The following is a 19,263-nucleotide window of genomic DNA, read 5'->3' as shown; positions in this document are numbered from 1 at the left end:
GGCCTGAAGGGGACGTTGGCGCTTGGATGAAGCCCGCGCTGTCGGCGGGCCGGGGTCTGCCGATCCGACGCCAGTGAAGTTCACTTTATGCAGGCGGCATACTCCGACTTTCAAGGCTTGGCGTGCCACCAGAGGTATCGGCGGGCCGCGGGACGGCCCACCGATGGCGCGGCGGCCTGCGGCCTTTGCTCCGCGCCTTGGATGACAGCTTCAGGCCAGTTTCATCCAGCCGCTTTGGGCAATTGAACTGGTGTCAGGAATTGTCGCGCGTGATTTGCGCGCCCAGATCCGCCATCAACCCTTCGAACGCGGGGAAGGATGTTGCGATGGGGGACGCATCATCAATCGTCACCGGCTTTTGCGTAACAAGCCCAAGGCACAGAAACGCCATTGCGATGCGGTGGTCCAGATGGGTCTGGACAGTGGCCCCGCCCGGAACACCCCCCGCGCCCATGCCATACACGGTCAGGCTGTCTTCGGTTTCCGCCACCTGCACGCCGCAAGCTTCCAGCCCGCGCGCCATGGCATCCAGCCGGTCCGATTCCTTGACGCGCAATTCCTTGACGCCGCGCATGGTGGTGACCCCGTCCGCCGTCGCTGCAAGTGCCGACAGGATGGGGTATTCGTCAATCATGCTGGCCGCACGTTCAGGGGGCACATCAACCCCTTTCAGCGTGGAAAACCGCACCCGCAAATCGGCCACCGGCTCGCCGCCTTCCACGCGGGGGTTTTCCATTACCAGATCAGCGCCCATCTCCTGCAATGTTGTGAAAATGCCATTTCTTGTCGGGTTCTGGCTGACACCGGGCACCAAAATGTCGGAATTCTGCACCATCAGCGCGGCGCAAACCGGGAAGGCGGCGGAACTTGGGTCGCGCGGAACGGCCACGGTCTGGCCGCGCAATTCGGGCTGGCCAGTCAGAGTGATGACGCGCCCTTCTTCGGTATCCTGAACCGTGATGTCCGCGCCGAAGCCGCGCAGCATGCGTTCGGAATGGTCGCGGGTGGGTTCGGCTTCAATCACCACAGTCTGGCCCGGTGCGTTCAGCCCCGCCAGCAACACCGCTGACTTGACCTGCGCCGACGGCATGGGCACGCGGTAGCGCACGGGCACAGCGTCTTGCGCGCCGGTCACCGTCATGGGCAATCGCCCGCCGCTGCGCCCGACGGCCTGCGCGCCAAACAGCGCCAGCGGGTCGGTCACACGGCCCATGGGGCGTTTGTTCAGGCTGGCATCGCCGGTGAAGGTGGCGGTGATGGGTGTGGTGGCCATGGCGCCCATGATCAGCCGCACGCCGGTTCCGGAATTGCCGCAGTCAATCACGCAATCGGGTTCTCGAAAACCGCCCACGCCCACACCATGCACCGTCCAGTCGCCGGGGGCGTTCTGGATCACCTGCGCCCCGAAGGCGCGCATGGCGCGCGCGGTGTCCAGCACATCCTGCCCTTCCAGCAACCCTGTCACATGGGTTTCGCCCACAGACAGCGCGCCAAGGATCAGCGCGCGGTGGGAAATGGATTTGTCACCGGGAATTTGCGCAACACCGCGCAGCGGCGCGGATTTGCGGGCGGTCATTGGAATTGCGGGGCCGTGGCCGGACATGCGCGCACCTTTCTTGACGGAATACGCGTCGCTGATAGCGCAAGCGCCCTGTCCCGTCCATGGGCAAGCGGCGCGCTTAGTCCTGTTGTTGCAGCCGGTCCAGGATTTCGGCCAGCAGTGCGTCCAGTTCCGCACGGATGGTGGGGTTGCGCGCGCCTTCATGCCCGGCCATGCCCTGACCCAGCGTTTCGGCATAGGCCACGCGGTTGGCGATCTGGGTTTGCGCAAGGGCTGCGTCCAATGCGCTGGCGGCCTGCGCAATTTCCGCGCCCAGCCGTGTGCCCGCGCGCGCGCGGTTCAGCACGACCAGCACATCGCGCCCTTCGCGCCGCGCCAGATCCAGCACCCCTTCGGTGGCCCACAGGTCCACATGGCTGGACGCCACAGGCACCACCACCAGATCGGCTTCGCGCAGGGCAGGGCGCAGGTCGGCATCGGCCTTGGGGGGCGTGTCGATGATGACGAAATTTGCGATGTCGCGCAGCTTGCCCACCTCATAGCCCACACCCCATGCGGATGCGGTGGAAAATTCCAGCCCGTCGCTGCGTCCGGCCTGATGGCGGGTCATGAACCAGCGCCCCAATGACCCTTGGGGGTCGGTGTCCAGAAACGCCACCTTATGGCCTGCGCGTTGCAGCATGGCCCCCAGATTGACCGCAAGCGTTGTCTTGCCGGACCCGCCTTTTTGCTGCGCGACTGTGATGACTTTCCCTTTTGGCATGGTTCACCCCTTTTGCTGCGCTGCAGCATAGCTGGTTTCCTGCCCGGATGCACGCGCAAAAGATCAGGCGCGGTCGTCCTTGGGCGACCCCATCACAACCATGGTCGTCAATGTGTCCAGATAGGGGAATGCGCCCATGTAATCGGTGTGGAAATGTTTGTATGCCGCCAGATCACGCACTTCCACGCGCAGCAGGTATTCGACTGTGCCGGTAATGTTGTGGCATTCACGCACCTGCGGGGCTGCGCGCATCAGGCGTTCAAATTCTTCCTGTGCGGCCTTGGTGTGGCGCGACAGGCCCACAGTGACATAGGCGATAAAGCCGATGCCGGTCTGGAAAGGGTCCAGCACGGCCTTGTAGCCGGTGATGACGCGCCTGCGTTCCAGGTCCTGCACGCGGCGCAAACAGGCTGACGGCGACAGCCCGACGCGTTCGGCCAGATCAAGGTTGGAAATGCGCCCTTCCTGCGTCAGGATGCGCAATATATGTTCGGATATTTTGTCCAGTCCCGTCATAAGTTGCAAATTATGCACCTGTCCTGCAGTATTTGCAATTCAATTTCCTGAAATCTGCATTAGGTTTTGTGCAGCTATGGGATTGAGATGATGACATCAGAAGTTTTTCTTGCACTGCTTGCCTTCGCCTTCGTGACCTCGGCCACGCCGGGGCCGAATAATGTCATGTTGCTGGCATCGGGGGTGAATTTCGGGTTCCGGCGGTCGCTGCCGCATATGGCGGGCATCGCACTGGGCCATGCGGGAATGGTGTTTGTGGTGGGTGTGGGGTTGATGGGCCTCTTCATCAGCTACCCGCCCGCGCAACTGGCGCTGAAGGTGGTGTCCGTGGTCTATATGCTGTGGCTGGCGTGGAAAATTGCCCATGCCGCGCCCCCGGACGGGGCTGGCGCGAAGGGCAAGCCGCTGACATTCCTGCAGGCCGCCGCGTTCCAATGGGTCAACCCGAAGGCATGGGTCATCTCGCTGGGGGCGGTGTCGATCTATGCGCCAACGCAGGATTGGGGCGCCGTGGCCTGGGTGGCGGCGGGGTTTTTATGCGTGGGCTGGACCTCAACCGTTATCTGGACGGGGCTTGGGCTGGGGGTGCGGCGCGTGTTGCAGCGCCCCCGCTGGCTGCGGGTGTTCAACTATTCCATGGCGGTGTTGCTGGCGGCATCGCTGGTGCCGGTGGTTTTCGCAGGGTAACCCTGCGCAACACGGCCCTACAATGCTTGCGCGATGCGAAATGCGCCGCTAGTCTTTCCCATGGATCGCGTGCGATCGGAAAAACAAAAACAATGATCCTTGGGAGGATACACATGACTTACAGATTTGCAGCCATTGCTGCGGCGACGGCGCTGTTGGCCGCGCCCGTGCAGGCGCAGGAACTGTCCATTGCCACAGGCGGCACCGGCGGGGTTTACTTTCCCTATGGCGGGGGCCTGGCGGAGGTGATCAACCGCCATGTGGACGGCGCATCCGCCAGTGCGGAAGTCACCGGCGCATCGGTGGAAAACGTGGCGCTGGTGTCGCGTTTTGATTCCGATCTGGCGTTGGCGCTGGCCGACACGGTGTATCAGGCATTCCACGGCGAAGGCGCGTTTGAGGGGCGTCAGGTGGATGAATTGCGCGCCATTGCGTCGATCTACCCTAATGCTGTTCAGCTTGTCACACTTGCCGCTAGCGGGATCACCAGCCTTGAAGACCTGCGCGGCAAGCGTGTGTCTGTTGGCGCGCCGGGGTCGGGCACCGAAGTCAGCGCGCAAACTCTGCTGGCGGCAAATGGCATCACCTATGATGACATCAGCGAACAGCGCCTGAACTTCAATGAAACCGCCGACGCGCTGCGCGACGGCGATATTGACGCGGGTTTCTGGAGTGTAGGGCCGCCCACCAGTTCCATCATGAACCTTGCCACCACGCGGTCCATCAGGCTGGTCCCGTTGACCACAGATGAAATTGCCGCCGCCATCGCTGCGGAACCGACATTTGCCCCCTATACCCTGCGTGCGGGGCTGTATGACGGGATGGCCGACCCGGTGCTAAGCATTTCAACCCCCAATGTGTTGATTGTGCATGCCGATATGGATGAGGAACTGGCCTATAACATCACCCGCGCCATGTATGAGAATGTGGACGAGTTGATCGCCATTCACCCCGCCGCGAATGACACGACAGTGGAATTCAGTGTTGATTCGACGCCGATCCCCTTCCACCCCGGTGCGCTGCGCTATCTGGAAGAACTGGGCGCAACACCGCAGGATCATCAGCGCCCGTGACAGCTTGGGCAACAGGGCGGGTATGTCTTGCCGCCCTGTTCGCGCCCGTTGTCGCTTGCGCGGATGCGGCTTTGCACCTGCAAGATGCGCGCGGCGCAGTGCTGGCGCAATTGCCGATGCCCGCAGATACGGAGATTTGCCTGCGCTGGGCGCATTCCGTGACAGGCGGCGCTGTGGCGGATTGTTTTGAAAACCGTGCAGGCCAACTGACCCTGACCCGCAGCTACCTGCATGATTTCGCTGCAGGTCTGGGCGAGGTGGCAGGGCGTGGCACGCTGGTTGCGGCGCAGGGTGGGGGCTACTGGATTGTTGGCATTGATGAAGCCTTGTTTGACAACAGCCTGACCTTGCGCGTGGGGTCAGAACATGTTGGCCACAGGCTGACGGCTGCAGGTCATGACCTGGCGCTGCTGGACCATGTGGACCACGGGGCGCGCGTGCGGTTGCAGTTGAACCCCTGATGAATGGCGCAGGGCCGCACATGGCGCGCCATTCACCAACCATTTGACAGCGCATGTTCCGGCGGGCCTGCACAGCCCGGCCAACAGCGTGACATGAAAAAGTGACAGGGCGGCCCCGATGGCAGGACACAAAAGCATCACCGACAGCATAAACCCCGATCAGATAGATGGTGGGGTTATTCCGTCAAATCTGCGATCCGCGGATGCAATGCAGCCGCGCCCTGTGCTGTGGCTGATCACGGCGGTGGCGATCATGCTGTCGCTGTTTCAGCTATACACAGCTGGCATCCAGCCGCTGGGGCTGTTTTACCAACGCACCGCGCATCTGGGCTTTGTGCTGTTTCTGGCGTTTCTGATTTTTCCCGCCTTCGGGCAGACGCGCCCGCGCGGGGTGTTGGGCTGGATCATTGACGCAGGGTTTCTGACCGCCGCGTTTCTAAGCGGGTTTTATATCATCTGGTATCTGGATGACATCATCGCGCGGGCCGGGTGGTGGACGGGCACAGACATTGCCGTGGGCATCATCTGCATTATTGCCGTGCTGGAAGCCAGCCGCCGCGCCGTGGGGCTGGGCATGACCATCATTGGCGCGCTGGCCATCATCTATGCGCTGGCAGGTCCGCGCGGGGCCTTGCCGCAGGTGGGGGAATGGATGCCGGGCATTCTGTCGCATCGCGGCGCCAGCGTGGACCGGCTGGTGGGCCAGTTGTATCTGGGGCAGGAAGGGATTTTCGGCCTGCCGCTTGGCGTGGCTGCAACATTCGTGTTCATGTTCGTGCTGTTCGGGGCGTTTCTGGAAAAAACCGGCGCGGGCAAGTTCTTCATTGATCTGGCCTTTGCGGCGACCGGGCGCAAACCGGGCGGCCCTGCGAAAGCGGCTGTGATTGCAAGCGCAGGGATGGGGTCAATTTCGGGGTCCGCGATTGCAAATGTGGTGACAACGGGCGCATTTACCATTCCGCTGATGAAACGCCTTGGCTACAAGCCCAAACAGGCGGGCGGGATTGAAGCGGCGGCGTCGACCGGGGGGCAGATCACACCGCCCCTGATGGGCGCAGGCGCGTTCCTGATTTCGGAATATACCCAAGTGCCCTATATCGACATCGTTCTGGTGTCGATTTTTCCGGCGATCCTGTATTTGGGCACAGTCTATCTGTTCGTGCATATCGTGGCGATGAAACAGGGCATGAAGGGGCTGTCTGCTGCGGAATTGCCCATCGTGCGCCATGTGCTGGCGGCGGGGTGGCAATTCATTGTGCCGCTGGTGTTGCTGGTGGTGCTGCTGGTCAACAACATCTCGCCCATGCGGGTGGGGTTCTGGGCCATTTTGTCGGTTGTGGGCGTGGCAGGGCTGCGCGGGGCCTGGGCCGTGTGGGCGGATGGGCCAGTCACGCGCGACCGGGTGCAGGCGTCCATTCTGCGCGGGCTGCGTATGATATGGGACTCGCTGGAACTGGGCGCGCGCAATGCGGTGGCCGTGTCCATTGCCTGTGCTGTGGCGGGCATTATCGTGGGGGTTGTGGGTCTGACGGGGCTGGGGCTGAAATTCAGCTCCATGATGGTGGCGCTGTCGGGTGGCAATATCGTTTTGGCGCTGGGGCTGGTGCTGATTGCGTCGCTGGTGCTGGGGCTGGGCTTGCCGGTGACGGCCAGCTATATTGTGCTGATCGTGCTGGTGGGGCCTGCGCTGCACAATGAATTCGGCATCCCGCTATTGATCGCGCATCTGGTGGTGTTCTGGTATTCCCAGGACAGCAATGTGACGCCGCCAGTGGCACTTGCGGGGTTTGCGGGGGCGGCGGTGGCGGGGGCAAAACCCATGGAAACATCCATGCAGGCATGGAAATTCGCCAAGGGCCTGTATCTGATCCCGCTGTTCATGGTGTTCAACCCCGAAATCATCTATGGTGGTCCGCTGCTGCATGTGTTGTGGACAGGGTTTACCGCCATTCTGGGGCTGGTCGCGTTTGCTGCCGCGATTGAGGGGTATTTGTTCGCCCGCATGGATGCCCTTTCGCGGCTGGTGGCAGTGCCTGCGGTGGTGGCGCTGTTCTGGCCGTCTGTCACGGTGGAACTGGTGGGCGCGGGGGTGCTGCTGGTGGTGCTGTCCCTGAACTGGCTGAACGCCCGACAGGCGCGCGCGGGCCTGTCCTGAAAGGGGGGCACAGCTTTGTGTCCGCCTGCGTGCCTATAATTTAGGCACTGACTTCTGGTGATCTTTACTTTCTGCACAGACCTGTTTTGATGGCTGTAAATAATGGAGTTCCTGCGCAATGGCAGCCGATTTTTTCAACGAAATGTATGCGTCTGACGGGTTGCGCGCCCCTTATCAAATGCTGGAAGGCTGGTATCAGAACATGCCCGCCGAATTCCGCGCCCTGAAACAGGCCGAGGCCGAGGATCTGTTTCGCCGCTACGGCATTACTTTCGCAGTTTATGGCGAAGGGGGCGACCCTGACAGGCTTATCCCGTTCGACATGTTTCCGCGCGTGTTTACCGCGCATGAATGGCGCAGGCTGGAACGGGGCATCAAGCAACGCGCCCGCGCGCTGAACGCGTTTTTGTCCGATGTATATGACCGTGGCGAAATCATTCGCGCAGGGCGTATTCCCGCTGATCTGGTGTATCGCAATGACGCCTATGAAATTGCGGTGGCAGGGTTCCGCCCGCCTTTGGGGGTGTTCAGCCATATCGTGGGCATTGATCTGGTGCGCACAGGTGCTGAGCAGTTTTATGTTCTGGAAGACAATTGCCGCACGCCGTCGGGCGTGTCCTATATGCTGGAAAACCGCGAAGTCATGATGCGCATGTTCCCGCATCTGTTTCAGGAAAACCGCGTCGCCCCTGTGGATGGCTATGCGCGGTTGCTGAAACGCACATTGGCGTCGGTGGCACCCGCAAAATGCGACCGCGACCCCTGTGTGGTGCTGCTGACACCGGGGCATTTCAATTCGGCCTATTATGAACATTCCTTTCTGGCGGACCTGATGGGCATTGAACTGGTCGAAGGGCAGGATCTGTTTGTCGATGGTGATTTTTGCTGGATGCGCACCACTGAGGGGCCGCGCAAGGTTGATGTCATCTATCGCCGGATTGATGACGCCTTTCTGGACCCGCTGTGTTTCCGCCCTGATTCCACGCTGGGGGTTCCGGGGCTGATGAATGTCTATCGCTCGGGGGGGGTGACAATATGCTCTGCCCCCGGCGCGGGCGTGGCTGATGACAAGGCCATCTATACTTATGTGCCTGAAATGGTGCGCTTCTATCTGGGGGAAACACCGCTTCTGGACAATGTGCCGACATGGCAATGCGCCAAATCCGATGATCTGAAATATGTGCTGGAAAACATATCCGAACTGGTGGTCAAGGAAGTGCACGGATCGGGCGGCTATGGCATGCTGGTCGGCCCCGCATCTGACCGCGCGACCATAGACACATTCGCAGCAAAAGTGGCGGCCAACCCGTCGAATTACATCGCCCAACCCACATTGGCGCTGTCAACCTGCCCGACTTTCGTTGACGAAGGCATTGCGCCGCGTCATGTGGACTTGCGGCCCTATTGCCTGGTGGGCCGGGATGTCGAACTGGTGCCCGGTGCGTTGACGCGTGTTGCCCTGACCAATGGATCGCTGGTGGTGAATTCCAGTCAGGGCGGCGGCGTCAAGGACACCTGGGTTATCGCAGAGGAATGACATGTTAAGCCGCACCGCCGCCAACCTGTTCTGGATGACCCGTTTTCTGGAACGCTCCGAAACCACAGCCCGACTGATGGATATGGGCTTTCGCAACGCGCTTTTGCCCAATGCGGGCGGGGGCTATCGCAATGAATGGGCCGCCATCTTGCAAAGCAAGGGGGTGTTGCAATCCTTTACAGACAAATACGGCGAGATTGTTCAGCGCAATGTCGAAAGCTTCCTGTTCTTTGACACGGAAAACCCGTCGTCGGTGGCCAGTTGCATTCGGTCCGCGCGCGAAAACGCGCGCATTGTGCGCACGGCGCTGACATCGCAGGTGTGGGACGCCATCAATACCAGCTATCAGGAATTGATGGCCATGCAGCGGATGGAACGGTCCAAACTGTCCATCCCCGACCTGACCGACTGGACCATCCGCACCAGTTCCCTGATCCGGGGCGCGATTGAATCCACCCAGTTGCGCATTGACGGCTATAATTTCATGAATCTGGGCTATGCGGTGGAACGCGCCGACAATACCGCGCGCCTGCTGGATGTGAAATATTATGTCTTGTTGCCATCCGTCGCCTATGTGGGGTCGGGGCTGGACAATTATCAATGGACCACGCTGTTGCGGGCCTTGTCGGCGCACCGGGCCTATAACTGGGCCTATGGTGGCGAACTCAGTTCGATGCAGATCGCGCATTTTCTGTTGCTGAACCCGAAATTCCCGCGATCCTTGCTGTCATGTTATGCGGAAGCGAATGAACATCTGGACCAGCTGGCGCGTATCTATGGCCGGTCCACGCCTGCACAGGAATCCGCCCGCGCGCTGCTGGGGGAACTGGCGGAAGCGCGCATTGACGATGTGTTCGATGAAGGGTTGCATGAATTCCTGACACGCATGATCAACGACAACGCAGTGCTGGCGCAGTCCATCCATGACCAGTATCTGACGGGGGAAGCACGATGATTCTGACAGTGTTTCACAAGACCCGCTATGAGTTTGCAACCCCCGTGGCCGGTATCATCCAAAGCCTGCGCCTGATCCCGGCCAGATGCGACAGCCAGAAGGTGATCGACTGGTCTGTTGACGTGCCCGATGCGGTGATGGGCGAAGCGTTCCGTGACGGGGCGGGGGATTACATTCAGACAGTGTCCCTGCGCAAACGGGTGGAGCATATTGAAGTGACCGTTCGCGGCAAAATTGAAACCGTTGACACGGCCGGTGTGCTGCGCGGCCACCGTGAACGGGTGCCGCCGCGGGCCTATATGCGCAACACTGTGCGCACTGAACCCAACCGCGCGATTGTGGAACTGGTGCATCAGGCCCTGCGCGATGCCGGTTCGGCCACGGCACTGGAGCGCGCGCATCTGCTAGCTGCCGCCGTGTCGGACGCGCTGCCTTACCGGCCCGGCGCCACGCACGCCCACACCACTGCGGCCGAGGCTATGAATGAAGGTGCGGGCGTATGTCAGGACCATACGCAAGTGTTGATTGCCTGCGCGCATCTGGCCGATCTGCCGGCGCGCTATGTCAGCGGTTACCTGAATGCCACGGAAGACGGCAGCGCGCATGAAGCCAGCCACGCCTGGGCTGAAATTTTTGTGGAGGGCCTGGGCTGGGTGGGGTTTGACGCGTCGAACAAATGCTGCCCAAATGATCAGTATATCCGGCTGGGGTCCGGGCTGGATGCGCAGGATGCCGCCCCCTTGCGCGGGCTGGTGCTTGGCGGCGCCGCCGAGGCGCTGGATGTGACAGTCGTGATCGAAGCCCAGCAGCAATGAGCCTTGCAGTGCCTTGGGCACAGCGCTAACACTGGCGGGTTGAGTGGTTTGCAGGGAAAGGCGCGATGACATATTGCGTGGGGCTGTTGCTGAAGGCCGGTTTGGTTTTGTTGTCCGACACGCGCACGAATGCGGGTCTGGACAATATTTCAGTATATCGAAAGATGTTCACGTTTGAGGCGCCCGGTGATCGTGTGATCGTCATGATGACGGCAGGCAATCTGTCGGTCACGCAAACCACGCTTGCGCGCCTGCATGAAGCGATCGATGATGAAGATGCCACGCCCGACACATCCATTATGCTGGCCGAAAGCATGCTGGACGTGGCCACCATTACCGGCGAAATGCTGTCGCGGGTGACTGCGGAAACCAAGGCCCGCATGGACCGCATGACGCAGGCCGCCACTGCGTCCATGATTGTGGCAGGCCAGCGCAAGGGCGGGCGCATGCGCCTGTTTCTGGTCTATCCCGAAGGCAATTTCATTGAGGCGACAGATGATACGCCCTATCTGCAGATCGGCGAGCATAAATACGGCAAGCCCATTCTGGACCGCGTGATCACAGTTGACACCCCTTTGGATGAAGCCCGCAAGGCGGTGCTTTTGTCGATGGACTCCACGCTGCGCTCGAATCTTAGCGTGGGTATGCCGCTGGATCTTGCGATGATTGAAACCGATGCGCTGCGCGTCAGTGAACAACGCCGCATCGAAGCCAATGACGAGGATTTCGCGGCCATGTCCGCAGCATGGTCGCAAGCGCTGCGCGATGCTTTCGCGCAGATTGCTTAGGGGCGTCGCACGGGGGGGGGGGCAGTTTGGGCCTTTTCCAGACATTGGCAAGATTGCCAAGGCGCGGAGCAAAGGGCGCAGCCCGCCGCGCCATCGGCGGGCCGTCCCGCGGCCTGCCGATGACCTGAAGGCGTGCCAAGCGTTTGATGTCAGGAATATGCCGCCGGGATAAACTGCAGTCCTATACTGTGGGATCGGCAGACCCCGGCCCGCCGTTAGCGCGGGCTTGATCCATGCGCAAAAGGTCTGCCTCACGCCAGCCATGCCCTATCCCGATAAGGCATCCTGGGCTTGCGGTGCCTAAAGCGTGCCGCGTTCATTCGCATTAACGCGTTCCACTCTGACTTTATGTTGTCGCATGTCTTTTTGCACGAAACCGGTTCCCACTTTTGCGCGACATGCTTTAACCCTCGGGCAGTGAGGTTTGCAATTCCTGCGCCAGGAAGCGTTCAAACGCGTCCAGATTAACCGCTTCGAACTGGCCGAAGGCCTGCATCCAGATGCTGGCCTCGCGCAGGGCATCGGGTTCCAGTTTGCACCATTTGACGCGCCCGCGCTTTTCCTGACTGATAAGCCCTGCCAGTGCCAATATCCCCAGATGTTTGGAAATCGCCGCAAGCGACATGTCGAACGGGTCCGCTACATCGGTTACCGCCATGTCATCTTCCAATAGCATGGCTAGAATGGCCCGCCGTGTGGGGTCGGCAAGGGCCATGAAAACCAGATCAAGCGATGGGGTCGGGGCTTGGGTCATATCTGCCTTGTCACGCGCTAACAGCAAAAGGTCAACTATTTGGTTGAATATGACTTTGGGCGCAAAATCCGCGCGCGCCTTGGGTCAAACTTCCGATGATATAATTTTATCGTTTATTATCAGTATATTAAATTGCGGCATGCTGCGTTTTAGATGCTTGACTCTGTGCGCGGGGCTGCCTAGTTTCCGCCCAACTTGCAGCCGGAGGTGGCAGGCTTGGAACAGCGTGACGAATTGGAGCGGCTGAAGGCCCTTGAAGATCGGATCGCCAAGGCCAAGGCCGCGATAAACCCGCCAAGGGCGAAACAGGATCATCATTCAATGGCCCAGGTGGGCTGGCGTATGGTGGTCGAACTGGTGTCAGGGCTTGGCATCGGTGCGGGCATTGGCTACGGGCTGGATGTTCTTCTGGACACACAGCCGTTCTTGCTGGTGCTGTTTACATTGCTGGGCTTCGCGGCCGGTGTAAAGACCATGATGCGGTCGGCGCGCGCGTTGCAGGCACAGGCGGAAAACACCGGCCCATATGATACGGGTGCGGAAAAAGGGGACAAGACCAGTGGCGGATGAAAATGGTGGCCTCTCAATCAGGCCGATGGACCAGTTCGAGGTTAAGGCGCTGTTTGGTGGCGACATTGCTTGGTATACACCAACCAATGTCACGCTGTGGATGGCGCTGACAGTTCTGGCCGCAACAGCGCTGATGGTTCTGGGCGCACGCAAGCGGGCGATCATTCCGTCACGCGGTCAATCCGCCGCCGAAATGGCCTACGGTTTCATCTACAAAATGGTCGAGGATGTGGCCGGTCATGACGCTGTGCGCTTTTTCCCGCACATCTTCACGCTGTTCATGTTTGTGTTGTTTGCCAACCTTCTGGGCCTGATCCCGTTTGCCTTCACCACCACATCGCATATTGCCGTTACGGCGGTTCTGGCGCTGACTGTGTTCTTGTCGGTCACCGCACTGGGTTTCATCCTGAACGGGACCAAGTTTCTGGGGCTGTTCTGGGTCAGTTCCGCCCCGCTGGCGCTGCGCCCGGTTCTGGCGCTGATCGAACTTATCTCTTACTTCGCGCGCCCCATCAGCCATTCCATTCGTCTGGCCGGTGCCATGATGGCGGGTCACGCTGTGGCCAAGGTGTTTGCGGGTTTTGCCAGCGCACTGGGCGCGGCATTCTTTGTGCCTGTTCTGGCCGTGACGGCGCTGTATGCGCTGGAACTTCTGGTGGCCGTGATCCAGGCGTATGTTTTCACCATTCTGACCTGTGTCTACCTTCGGGACGCATTGCACCCGTCGCACTAAGGCGCGCGGGGCACAGGGTCGAATACCAATCCAGCCAATTCCAAAACTCAAGGAGAGACGACATGGAAGGCGATATCGCAGAAATGGGCAAATACATCGGTGTTGGTCTGACCGCCATCGGTATGGGCGGCGCGGCAATCGGTGTGGGCAACATTGCAGGCAACTTCCTGTCGGGTGCCCTGCGCAACCCGTCGGCAGCTGCTGGCCAGACCGCCATGCTGTTCATCGGCATCGCATTCGCAGAAGCGCTGGGGATCTTCTCGTTCCTCGTTGCTCTGCTGCTGATGTTCGCTGTCTGATCTGACCCCGATAGTTACTCCTCCGGGGGGGCCATGTGGCCCCTTCGGTCAATTCAGGGCTTAGGGGGACGACATGGCAGACGCTGCCACTTCGGGGCCGGGAATGCCCCAACTGGACCTAACCACCTTCTCGAACCAGATTTTCTGGCTCGTGGTGACTATGGTGGTGCTCTATTTTATCATGTCGCGCGTGGCGCTGCCGCGTATTGCTGCGGTTCTGGCAGACCGTCGTGGCACGATAACCAGTGACATTGCCGCAGCCGAAGATTTCAAGCTGAAGGCCCAAGAGGCTGAGGCCGCCTATAATCAGGCACTTGCCGACGCGCGCACCGAAGCGAACCGTATTGTCGAGGCTGCAAAGGCAGAAATGCAGGCAGAACTGGACACGCAGCTTGCCAAGGCAAACGCTGAAATTGCTGCGCGCTCCGCAGAATCCGAGCGTCACATCGCGCAGATCCGCGACAACGCGCTGGCCATGGTTACCGAAGTGTCCGGTGACGTGACCAAGGAAATATTGTCTGCATTCGACGTGAAGGCAGATGCGCGCAGTGTCACTGCGGCTGTGTCCGCGCGTTTGAAAGGGGGGGCTGCATGATGCTGCGTGTTTTTGTGGCAACCATCGCACTGGCCAGCCCTGTGTTTGCTGCGGTCGAGGGCAAGCCCTTCTTTTCGTTGTATAACACCGATCTGATCGTGCTGATGGCCTTCATCATTTTTGGGGGCATCTTGGTTTATTTCAAGGTTCCTGCAAAAATATCCGGACTGCTTGACGAGCGTGGGCAAACCATCAAGTCAGAGCTTGAAGATGCCCGCCGCCTGCGCGAGGAAGCGCTGGAACTGCACGCATCCTTCGAGAAGAAGCGCGCCGAGGTCAATGAGCAGGCGGCCCGCATCGTCGAGAAGGCCAAGGCAGACGCCCAGATTGCAGCAGACAATGCCAAGGCCGAAATCGAAGCATCTATCACGCGCCGTCTGAAAGCGGCCGAGGATCAGATCGCTTCGGCAGAAGCCGCTGCAATTCGGGATGTGCGGGATCAGGCCACAGCGATTTCGATCGCGGCGGCTGGTGACCTGATTGCCAAAAAGATGGATGAGGAGCGCAGCAATGCCCTTATTCAGACCGCCATTCAGACAGTCAACGACCGGCTGCACTGATTTGCTTGGCAGAACAATGACTTGAAAAACCCGGCCATAGTGCCGGGTTTTTTTGGGGGGCGTGCCCGCGCGATGCGCCCCGATGCTGACAAACGCGGCTGCGTTTATCGGGTATGTGCGTGTTCAAACCGCAAGCGGGCGATTTCTTCGTTCTTCTGGCTGCGCTTCATGTCTGTCATGATCTGCTCAACGAAGGTCAGGTGCGCTTCGGCAGCAGCTTTGGCGCGCAGGGCGTCGCGGGCTTGCAGCGCGTCATTGATCTGTTTGTGTTGCTGCAACAGATCATCGCGCAAGGCCGGTTTGCGAAAAATGATCTGGCGGTTATAAAACACCCCTTCATGCAGCAAATTGAACATGGCGCGCATCATGTGCAGCATGATGATGTTATGGGACGCTTCCACAATCGACAGGTGGAATTCCGCATCCAGCTGCGCTTCCTCGCTTGGGTCGCGTTTTTGGTGGGCGGCTTCCATTTTCCGGAATATGGTGTCAATAATCTGCAAATCCGTGTCGGACCCATGACGCGCGGCGCGTTCTGCAGACATGCCTTCCAGATCGCGGCGAAAGCTGATGTAGTCAAACAGCGCTTCATCATGCGCCGCAAACAGCTGCACCAATGTGTCGGAAAATGCGGAATCCAGCAATTGTTCCACATAAACGCCCGCGCCTGCGCGTGTGGTCAGCAGTCCGCGCCCTTGCAGGTTGGCCAGCGCCTCGCGCAGGGACGGACGCGATACGCCAAGTTTCTCGGCCAGGTCGCGTTCTGATGGCAGGCGTTCGCCGGGGCGCAGGATGCCGCGCAGCAACAGCAATTCGATCTGGCGCTCCACGCTATGGGACAGTTTTTCGGGTTGGATGCGTTGAAAGGGCATTGCGCCTCCTGCGGGGGCGGACCGGCGCGGGCCGGACCTTGCATACGTGATGACCTGTCTTGAATAGGTCCGCCACCTGCGGTGCGCAATTAAAAAGGGCCGGGACAAGCCGGCCCTTCTGGCCTTGTCAGCCCTGCTATGCGGGTTGATGGGGCCGGATGAAGATTTCGACACGGCGGTTTTGCTGACGTCCTGCTGCGGAACTGTTGTCGGCCACAGGCTGCGTCAGGCCGCGCCCGATGGTTTGAATGCGGTTGGACGCCACGCCAGCACTGCGCAGCACCTGCGCCACCGACGCCGCGCGCCGTTCGGACAGCCCCTGATTATAGGCCGCAGCGCCCACATTGTCAGTATGGCCCACCACAATGACATCACTGCGCGGATAATTCACAAGGTTCTGGGCGATGATGCGCAGGTCCTGTTGCAGATCGGGGCGAAGCGTGGCGCTGTCGGTCGCAAACAGCACGTCCTGCGGCAAGGTCAGGATAAGTTCCTGCCCGGTGTTGCGGATGCTGACATCGCTGCCCAGCTGGCGGCGCAACTCAGCGGCCTGCCGGTCCAGTTGCTGGCCGATCAGCGCCCCGGTGGCCCCGCCAAGAAGGGCCCCCGCAGCGGCGCGGCGTCCGCCCCCGTCGCCAGTGGCGGCACCAAGGACACCGCCCACCGCAGCACCCGTCAGGGCGCCTGTCATGGTGCGGTTTTGCATGTTGTTGGGGTCGGGTGCGCAGGCTGCAAGCGCTAATGCAGCAGCGGCCAGCGGAAGTGCAGTCGCAGACAGTTTCATGATACACCTTTCAGACGTCAGACAATACCGGGCGTAGTATATACCCCCTTAACGCACAGTGTCAGGGTTCGTTCCACCGTCAACGCAATTGTGTTCGTCACGGGCAGGCACGGGGTGCGGCGTATCTGCGTCCAGACGCGCAGCTTCGCGCGCCAGCATTGCGCGTTTTCGCGCCAACCCCCAATGATAGCCGCCCAAGGCGCCGTTTCCCTGCAGGCAGCGATGGCAGGGAATGACAAACCCCAACGGGTTGCGCCCGACTGCACTGCCGACCGCGCGCGCGGCTTTGGTGGTGCCCACCCGGCGCGCAATTTCGCTGTAACTGCTGACATGGCCCGGTGGAATATGCAGCAACGCTTCCCAGACCTTTATCTGGAACGGCGTTCCCATCAGGTGCAACTGCCCTTCGCCCTGCTGGCCCATGGCGGCGGCGATATGCGGGGCAGGGGCGGCGGGGTCATGGATGAATTCCGCCAGCGGCCAGCGCCGTGTCATGTCGGCCAGGGTCTGGTCTTGCGCGCCCGCATCTGCGAAGGCCAGCCCGCACAGCCCCTTGGGTGTGGCCATGGCCAGCGCCTGCCCGAAGGGCGTGTCGAACCACCCATAGCGTATGATGAGCCCCGCCCCCTTGCGCGCATATTCCCCCGGCGACATGGCTTCCCAACGGAGAAACAGATCATGCAATCGCGCCGATCCCGACAACCCCAGTTCCAGCGCGGCCCCCAACGTGGTAAAGCGCGCCTCCATCAGCGCGCGCGCATGCCCCAGTGTCAGGTATTGTTGGTATCGTTTGGGCGACACGCCCACCCATTGGCTGAACAGGCGTTGAAAATGCGCCGCACTCATGCCCAGATCGCGCGCCAGGTCCTCCAGTGGGCGCGTGCGCCCGCCCGGTGCGTCAATCAGGGCAATGGCGCGTTCCATGACGCGGTAGTGATAGCCCTGTTCTGGGGTGCCTTGATCATCCATCCTGCGCCCTTTCTGTGTGTCGGGCCAACATGGCGTTCGGGCCGCAGGACTGCGACCCGAAACATGCGCATTCAGCGGTAGATGTTGTCTTCGCCCGGAAAACTGCGCGATTTCACCTCAAGGGCGTAATCGGACACGGCCTGTTCAATAGCGGGGCCAAGATCGCCGTATTTCTTGACGAATTTCGGCACCCAAGGGTTCAGGCCAAGCATATCTTCCAGCACCAGAATTTGCCCGTCACATTGTGCTGATGCCCCGATGCCGATTGTGGGAATATCCACGGCAGTGGTGATCTTGCGCGCCAGCGGTTCGACCACACCTTCAACCACCATGGCAAATGCGCCCGCCTTGGCCACGGCCACGGCGTCATTGATATGGGCGGCCCATGTGTCCTCATCGCGGCCCTGGGTTTTGAACCCGCCCATCACATGGCTGGATTGCGGCGTCAGGCCAATATGCGCCATCACCGGAATGCCGCGTTCGGTCAGGAAATGGATCGTCTCTGCCATGCGCGCGCCGCCTTCCAGCTTGACCGCGCCACAGCCGGTTTCCTTCATGATCCGGGCAGCATTGCGAAAGGCCATGTTGGGGCTTTCTTCATAGGTCCCGAAGGGCATGTCCACCACCACCAGCGCGCGTTTGGTGCCCCGCACAACCGCGCGGCCATGCATGATCATCAGATCCAGTGGCACGCCAATGGTGCTGTCCATGCCGTGCATCACCATCCCAAGGCTGTCGCCCACCAGAATGAAATCGGCGTATTTGTCGACAATGGCGGCTGTGTGCGCATGATAGGATGTCAGCGACACAATGGGATCGCCGCCCTTTCTGGCGCGGATTTGTGGCACAGTCATACGGCGGATGGGGGCGGTGGTGCTCATGTTGTCTCCTTCGCGGGGGGAACGACGCGGTTATCAATCAAGAAAACCGTGCCGAATTTCACGGCCAACAGTATCACAGCTGGGCGTGTCAGGGGGCCGGAAATACTGTCCAGCGATGCGGCGTCACGAATATCGACGGACTGGACTTGCGCGCGGGGTTCGCGTTCCAGTGTGGCGCGCACATGCGAACGCAGGCGTGATGCGGTTATGCCAGTGGGGGCCATCGCTTCAGCCTCAGTCAGGGCGCGGGCCAGAATGGGGGCTGCGGCGCGGTCTTCTGTGGTCAGCCGGACATTGCGCGACGACATGGCCAGCCCGTCCCCCTCTCGCAGGATGGGGGCGCCGATGATGTCAACATCCATGTCCAGATCGCGCACCATGGTGCGGATTACGGCCAGTTGCTGGAAATCCTTTTCGCCGAACACAGCCGCATCGGGGCGGATGATGTTGAACAATTTGGTCACAATCGTGGCCACACCGCGAAAATGACCGGGCCGCAACTTGCCAATCAACATACGCGCCAGTTCGGTGGTTTCCACGATGGTTTGCGCCTGCGGGTCATAGATTTCGCGCGCGTCGGGGGCGAAAACCGCATCGACCCCGACACTGCGCAGCAAGTCGAAATCGCGCGCTTCATCGCGGGGGTAGCTGTCCAGATCCTCGCCCGGGCCGAATTGCGTGGGGTTGACAAAAATCGTGGCCACCACGCGCCCGTCTGTGCCCGCACGTTCGCGCGCCAGCCGCATCAGCGACATATGCCCGTCATGCAAGAAGCCCATTGTGGGCACCAGAACCACCGGCGCGCCGGTTTTGCGCCAGTCGCGCATTGTGTCGCGGATTGCAGCTTTGGTGCGGCAAATATGCATGCGGGGCCTTTCGTCACAAACCTGCCAATTTCTTAGGCGGTTGCGGGCAGGCACGCAAGATGCCGCAGC

22 protein-coding genes are annotated in these 19,263 nt (G+C 60.6%); 13 read left to right on the top strand and 9 right to left on the bottom strand.

Going from position 1 to position 19,263, the window contains the following annotated elements; all coding sequences use genetic code 11:
* Positions 1 to 253: 253 nt before the first annotated feature.
* The 3 genes from aroA to ACTZWY_RS10965 form a co-directional block, all read right to left on the bottom strand.
* Positions 254 to 1,603, bottom strand: a complete 1,350-nt coding sequence (aroA, locus tag ACTZWY_RS10975) for a 3-phosphoshikimate 1-carboxyvinyltransferase (protein WP_444790747.1) — start codon at positions 1,601 to 1,603, stop codon at positions 254 to 256.
* 76 nt (positions 1,604 to 1,679) lie between these two features.
* Complete coding sequence (parA, locus tag ACTZWY_RS10970; protein WP_444790746.1) at positions 1,680 to 2,324, bottom strand: ParA family partition ATPase; 645 nt, start codon at positions 2,322 to 2,324, stop codon at positions 1,680 to 1,682.
* A 63-nt stretch (positions 2,325 to 2,387) separates the two neighbouring features.
* Positions 2,388 to 2,840 (bottom strand): Lrp/AsnC family transcriptional regulator, encoded by a 453-nt coding sequence (locus ACTZWY_RS10965; protein WP_444790751.1) that lies wholly within the window; start codon positions 2,838 to 2,840, stop codon positions 2,388 to 2,390.
* 90 nt (positions 2,841 to 2,930) lie between these two features.
* Here ACTZWY_RS10965 and ACTZWY_RS10960 point away from each other — a divergent pair, with 90 nt between their 5' ends.
* From ACTZWY_RS10960 to ACTZWY_RS10925, 8 genes are all read left to right on the top strand, one after another.
* A complete protein-coding gene (locus ACTZWY_RS10960) occupies positions 2,931 to 3,527 on the top strand; it encodes a LysE family translocator (protein ID WP_444790745.1) in 597 nt (198 codons plus the stop codon).
* A 113-nt stretch (positions 3,528 to 3,640) separates the two neighbouring features.
* Positions 3,641 to 4,600, top strand: coding sequence for a TAXI family TRAP transporter solute-binding subunit (locus ACTZWY_RS10955; protein ID WP_444790744.1), 960 nt, complete (start codon positions 3,641 to 3,643; stop codon positions 4,598 to 4,600).
* Positions 4,597 to 5,061, top strand: coding sequence for a DUF1850 domain-containing protein (locus ACTZWY_RS10950; RefSeq protein ID WP_444790743.1), 465 nt, complete (start codon positions 4,597 to 4,599; stop codon positions 5,059 to 5,061). The genes ACTZWY_RS10955 and ACTZWY_RS10950 overlap by 4 nt, the downstream gene beginning before the upstream one ends.
* A 208-nt stretch (positions 5,062 to 5,269) precedes the next feature.
* Complete coding sequence (locus tag ACTZWY_RS10945; protein WP_444790750.1) at positions 5,270 to 7,216, top strand: TRAP transporter permease; 1,947 nt, start codon at positions 5,270 to 5,272, stop codon at positions 7,214 to 7,216.
* A 118-nt stretch (positions 7,217 to 7,334) separates the two neighbouring features.
* Positions 7,335 to 8,753: a circularly permuted type 2 ATP-grasp protein gene (locus tag ACTZWY_RS10940; RefSeq protein ID WP_444790742.1), complete on the top strand. Its 1,419-nt coding sequence runs from the start codon at positions 7,335 to 7,337 to the stop codon at positions 8,751 to 8,753.
* A gap of 1 nt (position 8,754) precedes the next feature.
* Complete coding sequence (locus tag ACTZWY_RS10935; protein WP_444790741.1) at positions 8,755 to 9,708, top strand: alpha-E domain-containing protein; 954 nt, start codon at positions 8,755 to 8,757, stop codon at positions 9,706 to 9,708.
* Positions 9,705 to 10,523 carry a transglutaminase family protein gene (locus tag ACTZWY_RS10930; protein ID WP_444790740.1) on the top strand — a complete coding sequence of 273 codons (819 nt, stop codon included), beginning with the start codon at positions 9,705 to 9,707 and terminating at the stop codon, positions 10,521 to 10,523. The genes ACTZWY_RS10935 and ACTZWY_RS10930 overlap by 4 nt, the downstream gene beginning before the upstream one ends.
* Positions 10,524 to 10,588: 65 nt before the next feature.
* Complete coding sequence (locus ACTZWY_RS10925; RefSeq protein WP_444790739.1) at positions 10,589 to 11,311, top strand: peptidase; 723 nt, start codon at positions 10,589 to 10,591, stop codon at positions 11,309 to 11,311.
* A 403-nt stretch (positions 11,312 to 11,714) separates the two neighbouring features.
* On the opposite strand, the gene ACTZWY_RS10920 is transcribed toward ACTZWY_RS10925, so the two are convergent.
* Positions 11,715 to 12,065, bottom strand: a complete 351-nt coding sequence (locus ACTZWY_RS10920) for an ArsR/SmtB family transcription factor (protein ID WP_444790738.1) — start codon at positions 12,063 to 12,065, stop codon at positions 11,715 to 11,717.
* Between the two features lie 216 nt (positions 12,066 to 12,281).
* On the opposite strand from ACTZWY_RS10920, the gene ACTZWY_RS10915 reads away from it, so the two are divergent.
* The 5 genes from ACTZWY_RS10915 to ACTZWY_RS10895 all read left to right on the top strand — a co-directional run bounded on the left by ACTZWY_RS10915 (position 12,282) and on the right by ACTZWY_RS10895 (position 14,822).
* Complete coding sequence (locus tag ACTZWY_RS10915) at positions 12,282 to 12,635, top strand: AtpZ/AtpI family protein (protein ID WP_444790737.1); 354 nt, start codon at positions 12,282 to 12,284, stop codon at positions 12,633 to 12,635.
* A gap of 25 nt (positions 12,636 to 12,660) precedes the next feature.
* Positions 12,661 to 13,368, top strand: coding sequence for a F0F1 ATP synthase subunit A (locus ACTZWY_RS10910; protein ID WP_444790749.1), 708 nt, complete (start codon positions 12,661 to 12,663; stop codon positions 13,366 to 13,368).
* A 62-nt stretch (positions 13,369 to 13,430) separates the two neighbouring features.
* Complete coding sequence (locus ACTZWY_RS10905) at positions 13,431 to 13,667, top strand: F0F1 ATP synthase subunit C (RefSeq protein WP_071470100.1); 237 nt, start codon at positions 13,431 to 13,433, stop codon at positions 13,665 to 13,667.
* Between the two features lie 73 nt (positions 13,668 to 13,740).
* Positions 13,741 to 14,262 (top strand): F0F1 ATP synthase subunit B', encoded by a 522-nt coding sequence (locus ACTZWY_RS10900; RefSeq protein ID WP_444790736.1) that lies wholly within the window; start codon positions 13,741 to 13,743, stop codon positions 14,260 to 14,262.
* Positions 14,259 to 14,822: a F0F1 ATP synthase subunit B gene (locus ACTZWY_RS10895; protein WP_444790735.1), complete on the top strand. Its 564-nt coding sequence runs from the start codon at positions 14,259 to 14,261 to the stop codon at positions 14,820 to 14,822. Before ACTZWY_RS10900 ends, ACTZWY_RS10895 begins: the two co-directional genes overlap by 4 nt.
* Positions 14,823 to 14,926: 104 nt before the next feature.
* Here the strand turns inward: ACTZWY_RS10895 and ACTZWY_RS10890 are convergent, their stop codons facing one another.
* From ACTZWY_RS10890 to panC, 5 genes are all read right to left on the bottom strand, one after another.
* Complete coding sequence (locus ACTZWY_RS10890; protein ID WP_444790734.1) at positions 14,927 to 15,694, bottom strand: FCD domain-containing protein; 768 nt, start codon at positions 15,692 to 15,694, stop codon at positions 14,927 to 14,929.
* 136 nt (positions 15,695 to 15,830) lie between these two features.
* Positions 15,831 to 16,478, bottom strand: coding sequence for an OmpA family protein (locus ACTZWY_RS10885; protein ID WP_444790733.1), 648 nt, complete (start codon positions 16,476 to 16,478; stop codon positions 15,831 to 15,833).
* A gap of 48 nt (positions 16,479 to 16,526) precedes the next feature.
* Positions 16,527 to 17,447 (bottom strand): methylated-DNA--[protein]-cysteine S-methyltransferase, encoded by a 921-nt coding sequence (locus tag ACTZWY_RS10880; protein ID WP_444790732.1) that lies wholly within the window; start codon positions 17,445 to 17,447, stop codon positions 16,527 to 16,529.
* 71 nt (positions 17,448 to 17,518) lie between these two features.
* Positions 17,519 to 18,328 (bottom strand): 3-methyl-2-oxobutanoate hydroxymethyltransferase, encoded by an 810-nt coding sequence (gene panB, locus ACTZWY_RS10875; RefSeq protein WP_444790731.1) that lies wholly within the window; start codon positions 18,326 to 18,328, stop codon positions 17,519 to 17,521.
* The gene (gene panC, locus ACTZWY_RS10870) at positions 18,325 to 19,194 is read right to left on the bottom strand and encodes a pantoate--beta-alanine ligase (RefSeq protein WP_444790730.1); all 870 of its coding nucleotides are present in this window, start codon (positions 19,192 to 19,194) and stop codon (positions 18,325 to 18,327) included. Before panC ends, panB begins: the two co-directional genes overlap by 4 nt.
* Positions 19,195 to 19,263 lie beyond the last annotated feature (69 nt).

The sequence above is a fragment of the Roseinatronobacter sp. NSM genome, from assembly GCF_052379845.1.
GTDB lineage: Bacteria > Pseudomonadota > Alphaproteobacteria > Rhodobacterales > Rhodobacteraceae > Roseinatronobacter.
This window is presented reverse-complemented; position numbering and strand designations above follow the sequence as displayed.